2 protein-coding genes and 1 pseudogene are annotated in these 2,143 nt (G+C 66.9%); 2 read left to right on the top strand and 1 reads right to left on the bottom strand.

The annotated features are described in order from the left end of the window. Positions 1 to 1,070: pseudogene (locus A2I95_RS33115) on the top strand (host specificity protein); the annotation flags it as partial. Continuing rightward, positions 1,067 to 1,375 carry a hypothetical protein gene (locus tag A2I95_RS33110; protein ID WP_027259092.1) on the top strand — a complete coding sequence of 103 codons (309 nt, stop codon included), beginning with the start codon at positions 1,067 to 1,069 and terminating at the stop codon, positions 1,373 to 1,375. The pseudogene A2I95_RS33115 and the gene A2I95_RS33110, both read left to right, overlap by 4 nt. A gap of 354 nt (positions 1,376 to 1,729) precedes the next feature. On the opposite strand, the gene A2I95_RS33105 is transcribed toward A2I95_RS33110, so the two are convergent. Further along, positions 1,730 to 2,068, bottom strand: coding sequence for a TraR/DksA C4-type zinc finger protein (locus A2I95_RS33105; RefSeq protein WP_027259091.1), 339 nt, complete (start codon positions 2,066 to 2,068; stop codon positions 1,730 to 1,732). Positions 2,069 to 2,143 lie beyond the last annotated feature (75 nt).

Below are 2,143 nucleotides of genomic sequence, written 5' to 3'. Positions count from 1 at the left end.
CCGAGGCGCTGTACCGGGTGGATCAGGTCGAGATGACCGACCGCCAGGTGATCGAGGCGGTGCGGATCGAACCGGGGATCTACGAGCCGTCGGAAGCGCCGGAGGATCTGCCTTCGATCCGGGCCTTCGTGCCGCCGATGCCGGTGGAGCCGCTGTTTCTGGACCTGCCGCTCATGACCGGAGAGGAAGTGCCGCACGCGCCGCATATTGCGGTCACGGCCGATCCGTGGCCGGGTGCGGCGGCGCTCTATGCGTCGGATGTTGATGCGGATTACGCCCTGAACCGCCTGCTGAACCAGCCAACGCCGGTCGGGCTAACCGAAACGCCGCTGATCGCGGCCTGCCCGGCGCGCATCGACAAGGGTGAGGGCCTGCTGGTGCGGATGGTTAGCGGTGAATTGCAGAGCGTGGGCGATGCGGCCTTTCTGAGCGGCGCGAACCTCTGCGCAATCGGTGATGGCACGCCGGACGGGTGGGAATTGTTCCAGTTCCGCGACGCCGATCTGGTGGGCGAGGATACCTATCTGCTGCAGCATCGCCTGCGCGGGCAGTTGGGCACCGAAGGCGCGATGCGCAAGGTCTGGCCCGCCGGGTCGATCATCGTGCGGCTGGATGGCAGCCCTGTGCAGATCGACATGCCCGAGGCCAGGCGCGGCATGGCGCGCCATTACCGTATCGGCCCGGCGGACCGCCCGGTGGACGATCCCTCCTATCAGGGTGCGGTGGCGGCGTTCGACGGGATCGGGCTGCGCCCTTATGCGCCGGTGCATCTGCGCCTTGGCGGGGGGCTTGGCAGTGACTTGAGAGCGACGTGGATCCGCCGCACAAGGATCGAGGGCGACAGCTGGGAGCTGGAGGAGGTGCCACTGGGTGAAGAGAGCGAATCCTACCGCATCCGGGTGATGCGCGGGTCCACGGTGCTGCGGGAGGCAACCTCTGCCACGCCGGAATGGGCCTATCCGGCGGTGTCGCAGGCCGAAGATGGCGCGCAGGCGGGGGATGTGCTGGAAGCGGCGCAGCGGTCGGCGCGGTTCGGCGCCGGACCGGCGGCGCGGGTTTTGCTGGGATGATACACCCGGTGCTGCCCGGAGATGTGTCGGCGGTGGCGCGCGCCTTGCTGGCGGTTCGGGATGCGGACCGCCTGCGCCTGTGCCGGAGGATCTTTGGCGGTGCGTCGGAGGCAGCGGCTTATACGGGGCTGACAGGCCGCCTGCACCCGCGCTGGGGCGACGGGAGTTTGAGTGCCGCGGCACGAAGGTTTGATCTGGCCTCTGAGCCGTTTCTGGATGATCCGGTCTATCTCAACTGCTCCCGGCTGGTGCTGCGGGAACTGGCGCGGCATCTCCGTATCGCAGGAGTGGCTCCCGCCCGCTGATCCGTGCAGGAAACCTGCCCGGCCAGCCGTTGGGCGCAGCGCCGCCTGCCGGCGGCGCGGGTGCGCGCGCCCTGGCAGACTGGCGGGGTCAAGGAGGACCGCAGGTCCCCGCGCCCTGACGCAGCTTGTCCTTGAGGCTGTCAGGCTGGCGGTACACTTGGGCAGGCGTCTTGAGGACGCAGAATGCGCCCTCAAGGGCTTCTCAGCAAAGTCTATTGGCCAAGAGAGGCGGCACTTCCTCTGGATTTCTGGTTGAATAATGACAGCTGAAATCAAGTCTCCAAGCCGCGCGCCGCAGGCGCGCGGCGCCGGTCGTTTCGGGCAAAGCCCGAAGCGAAATACCTCTGTCCGCCGTTACCCGGATGCGCAGGAAATGCATTTGAGCGCTGCCGGGTCCAGCTGCAGACGCTTCAGGGCGATGTCGCCGCCGCAGTCTTCGCAGTACCCGTACCCGCCGTCGTCCAAGCGGGAAAGCGCGGCCTTGAGGCGCAGGGTTTCCAACTGGCGGCGGGCGGCCTGCGCTTTGGCCATGGCCTGCATTTGCAGGGCGTCCATGCGCGACAGGCGGCCGACCATCTGTTGATCCAGCTCCACCACACCCTGCGCCTCCGCGCCAAGGGCATCCTCTGCCGCCAACTCTGCCAGGCGGGCGGTGATCTGCTGTTTCAGCGCAGCCTGATCGGACTCATTCATTTCAAAAATATGCCTCATCACGGGTTTGCGTTTGCTGCAATCCACCTTAGATGGGTAGTCTGAGCGGAGAAAGGA

This window comes from Leisingera sp. F5 (assembly GCF_001593695.1).
This window is presented reverse-complemented; position numbering and strand designations above follow the sequence as displayed.